This window comes from uncultured Lamprocystis sp. (assembly GCF_903933125.1).
In the GTDB taxonomy this organism is placed as follows: domain Bacteria; phylum Pseudomonadota; class Gammaproteobacteria; order Chromatiales; family Chromatiaceae; genus Thiodictyon.
In genome coordinates this window covers 1-3940 of record NZ_CAIZIZ010000027.1, presented here as the reverse complement: position 1 = coordinate 3940, position 3940 = coordinate 1, and the positions used below count along the sequence as shown (strand labels likewise).

The 3940-nt window shown below is 66.0% G+C and carries 3 protein-coding genes and 1 pseudogene; 1 reads left to right on the top strand and 3 read right to left on the bottom strand.

Translation table 11 applies throughout. The features are described 5' to 3' along the window. Positions 1-298 precede the first annotated feature (298 nt). Positions 299-517: pseudogene (locus QZY03_RS01140) on the top strand (hypothetical protein); the annotation flags it as partial. A gap of 68 nt (positions 518-585) precedes the next feature. Here the strand turns inward: QZY03_RS01140 and QZY03_RS01135 are convergent. Genes QZY03_RS01135 through QZY03_RS01125 form a run of 3 tightly spaced genes read right to left on the bottom strand, consistent with a single transcriptional unit; the run spans position 586 to position 3697 of the window. Continuing rightward, positions 586-1230, bottom strand: a complete 645-nt coding sequence (locus QZY03_RS01135; protein ID WP_295577356.1) for a hypothetical protein — start codon at positions 1228-1230, stop codon at positions 586-588. A gap of 2 nt (positions 1231-1232) precedes the next feature. Then, complete coding sequence (locus QZY03_RS01130; protein WP_295577354.1) at positions 1233-2675, bottom strand: hypothetical protein; 1443 nt, start codon at positions 2673-2675, stop codon at positions 1233-1235. Positions 2676-2716: 41 nt separating this feature from the next. Further along, complete coding sequence (locus tag QZY03_RS01125) at positions 2717-3697, bottom strand: hypothetical protein (RefSeq protein WP_295577352.1); 981 nt, start codon at positions 3695-3697, stop codon at positions 2717-2719. Positions 3698-3940: the final 243 nt, after the last annotated feature.

Below are 3940 nucleotides of genomic sequence, written 5' to 3'. Positions count from 1 at the left end.
GGAGCCAATCTACGTGCAAGCTCGAGGCTTCAGGGGCGGACGGCTTCCCGGGCACACTTCGCAACATCCGTGTCTCGACCATCCCTGTCAATCCCTGGGAACAGATCATACAAGGGGCGGGTTTCAAACCCGCCCCTACACGAAGGTCTGTCTGGATATCAGGTACGAACGCTATAGGTGCCGCTGCCGAACAGCGCAAGAACGACTTGGTGGGTTGGACGGCCGCCGTGGAGCATCTCGCCATGAGCCGCTATGATGCAGTGTGTTACAACTGTGGCAGATTGCATCAGGAGCCACCATGAGCGTCTCAGTGCGCGTCAGCGACGAGCTTTACCGGGCGGCCAGTGCCACCGCCAAGGCTGAATTTCGCTCCATCCCCCAGCAGATCGAATTCTGGGCGCAGCTTGGCCGAGCGGCGTTCGACAACCCGGACCTCCCGATCGACCTGGTACGCGACATCCTCATGTCGCGGATGGTGCCGGTAGCGAATGCAGAGCCCTTCGTCCCCGAGGGCCAACCTTCTACCGGGATCTCAAGCGGAACCAGTAAGGCGGATGCCCGCAAGGCGATCCACCACTCGGGGCCTCAATAGGCCGCAAAGGCGAAGGCCCCGAACCCCTCGCCGCAGCGCACCCGCACGGCGGCGACGGCCGGTCCTGACCGCGCGTCCGGGAGGGCAAAGGCGGCATCGCGCGTCTCGCCCCGGCCCTGCAGGCGCCAGTCGTCCGCCCCGAAGGCCAGGACCTCGTAGCGGACGGCGCCGGGCGGCGGCGTCCAGGTCAGGTGTGCGCCCTTGGCGTCGCGCTGTACCTGGAGATCGGTCGCCGCCGGGCAGGTGAGGCGTGTGTCGATGAAGAAACGGTGCCCCGGCAGGGGGGCCGCGGTCTCGGCCGCGTCGCCGCAGTCGGGGGTCACGGTCACGCGCACGATGGCCCGGTGGTCGGTGAGTGGCTGGGGCGGGGAGAATCGCGGCGCAGACGCCAGGGTGTCCAGGTCGGTGATCACCGCGCCCTCCGGGACCCGACTCTGCACCCGCACCCGATAGGCGGTGGCGCCGGGGACGGGGCGCCAAGTGATGACCGGGCGGGTGTCGCCCAGGGTCGCATCGGCGGCCGGGGCCGTGATCTCGGCGGGTGCACACCCGGCAACCGCCGGTCTTGGCCCGGCCAGGGCGGTGCCCAGGACCAGCGCGAGGCCGATCCAGCCGGGGGCGACATGCCGCGTCTGCACCTTCACCACCCTTGCGCCAAGGCACCGGCCGGCAGGTCCAATTCGCGTCCTGAGGCGGTCAGCAGGACCATCCGCGAGGGCTGACCTGGCGATGCGGTCAGGCGCACCTGCTCCACCGTTTCACCCTGAGCGTAGGGGGCCAAGTGCTCGCCCAGCGCGGCGGTGACGATGAAACTGGTGGTCGCCATCAGCACGCTGCGGCCCTCCGGGATGGAAACGCTGACCGTGGTTGAGGCATCGGCCAGGGTGCCGACGGTCGGGGCGCTGTCGGTCGAGGTCGCCGCTCCATACTCGGGGGTGACGGTCAGTTTGATGATAGTGTCCGGCGGCACTCCGTTGGTGTGCAGGACAACGTCTACGGGGTCGGCGGTGATCGCGGGTAGGGTGATGTCTCCACGGCCGGTCGGGTTGGTAGGGACGGGGAGGGTCGCGATACTGGAGATCGCGAGTCCGGGGAGACCGGGCGTAAAGAGGTCCGCCGGTCGATCAAATACGACGCCCGGGTCTGCGAGCAACAGGACCCCCCCGGTTTCCGGCTCCACACGAATACGACCTGTGCCGCCAGTACCGCCAAGACGTCCGAAACCTGATCGACCACAACAGGTGTTTCCGCCAGACGCGGTCACTCTCCCTCCACCCACGATATGTGCCGCAACCAGTCGAATCGCCCCACCGCTGCCGCCACCGCCTGTCGAGACGTTACTCTGATCGTTTGACGATCCTCCGCCGTTTGCCGTGATCAATCCGTTGAGGTGGATATCGCCAGACGCCGCGACCAAGATGGCCCCGCCTCCACCGCCACCCCCCATGCCCATGACCCAAGTCTGATTGGAACTGGGACCGAAGGGCCACCAAAAGGACGCCGTTCCACCTCCCCCAGAACCTCCGACCAGGGGCCGCAGCAATTGAGACCCATAGATTGTCCCCGGTTGAGTTCCGGCGCCCGCCGTTGCGTGGCTGCCGCCACTTCCTGACTCAAAGGCGGCGACTGTTGCGCGGCCGCCCCCTGGTCCGAGCCCATCGCTCGGTGCCAGGCTGCTCGACACCGGCGTGCCGTAACCTCCACTGAAGCCACCCGGTCCGCCCTCTCCCGGCATTCCATCGTCCGTCGGATCCCCGCCATCCGGCGCATCAGACCCGGTGGGTGCGGCCGGCTTGCCGCTCACGTCGAGCGTGCCGTCGATCAGGACATCCCCCTGAACCAGCATAACCACGGGCGTATTCGCCGCGTTGCGCTTGAACGTCACCGTCACGCCGACCGGAATATTGACCGATGTGAAATTGAAAACCCCGTCCGGCGGAAGCTGAAGCTCGGTGTTGGTGAGGAACGGACTAAAGGCCCCATCCGCGCCAGTGCTGCCGCTGTTGAAGGCGGTCAGGGACAGTGGAAGCAGGAGGATGGCCGCACCGATGAGTGCAGCGGTCGGTCGTGCGTGTCTGTTCATCTGAGCGCATAGCCTCCAACAAAGGGCCAAGAAGGGGATAATTATGGCTGCGGTTTGTCAACGCCGACCGCGGGCGATACCAACGGGCCTATGGGTTCGGCCAGTGCCGGGGGCTCGCGTACCACACCCACCGCGGGTGCGGCGAAGGGTCCTTGCGGTTCGGACAGGGTCGGGGGCTGGCGAATCACACCCACGGCAGGCGCGATGAAGGGTCCCCGTGGCTCCGTCAGCGCCGGGGTCTCACGCACGACCCCGACCTCAGCGGAGAGCCCTTGTCGCTCGCCAGGACCGAGCGGCGCGGCAACAAAAATGCTGATCTTGGCCCCGGCCAGGGTCGCGGAAGTCAGTTCGAGCAGGGTGGTTCCGGGGGCAAGCGCTGTCAGGATGACTGAGGTTGTCGTCTGACCCGCCGGAAAGTGCAGGGTGTCGGTCGATACGGCAACCGCGCTGTTCGGGGTAAAGGCCATCGCATGCGTCTGCTCTTCCGGACTGGACAGCGAGAAGGTCAAGGTCAGGGTGGCTGCAAGGGGCAGTACGACCGGCGAGGGACTGACGCTCAGCCGCGGCATCACCGGCAAGATGGTCAGGTTGAAATCGCTCGAACCGGTCGCCGAGGAGAGGACAAAAGGCTGAGGGCCAAGCGGTGCCGTCTCGTCCGCCCGCAGGTCTAACCTGACTTCAGACGCTGTGCTCCCCCGACCTGCTACGTGGACGCCGTCGGCCGTGGTCGTCACCGTCGAATAGAGGAGGTCGGTGCCGGTCACCAACACAGAAGTCGTCGCCCCTCGGCGCACGGTTGTCGGGCTCACACTGGTAATCCGCGGCGGCGACACTTGCACTTGGCGCACCGCCAGGATGTTGCCGACGGCATCATAGACATACTCGGTCCCCTCGCCCGCGGGGTTGATGAAGCGGACCAGGCGGCCGAGTGCGTCATAGTCATAGCGCTCCTGTCCCGCTTGGATCGCCGCGGCGACCAAGAGCAGGATCGGAAGCCCGACCAGCCAGACGCGATGCCTCATCTCTTTTCCTCTGCTTCCATCGTTGCCCGCCCTACGGCTCTGTATCGCCGCAAGGGTGTAGCCACTCGTTCCCACTTGTCATCGGGCCGGACGGGGCATTCGCCCATAGGCGCCAACTTAAGCCCTCAAGCCCTTGAGTAATAAGCATAGATCGGCGATAGTGCGGGGATTCGACCGCTATGATGCCAGCACCCAAGCTCGCCGAAGTCGCTTTTGAGGAATTTCTGAAGGAACTGCCGGCCG

What these genes read in the sequence shown, in the direction of transcription:
- QZY03_RS01130 (WP_295577354.1), bottom strand. Translation starts at nt 2,675, where the DNA reads ATGAACAGACACGCACGACCGACCGCTGCACTCATCGGTGCGGCCATC.
- QZY03_RS01125 (WP_295577352.1), bottom strand. Translation starts at nt 3,697, where the DNA reads ATGAGGCATCGCGTCTGGCTGGTCGGGCTTCCGATCCTGCTCTTGGTC.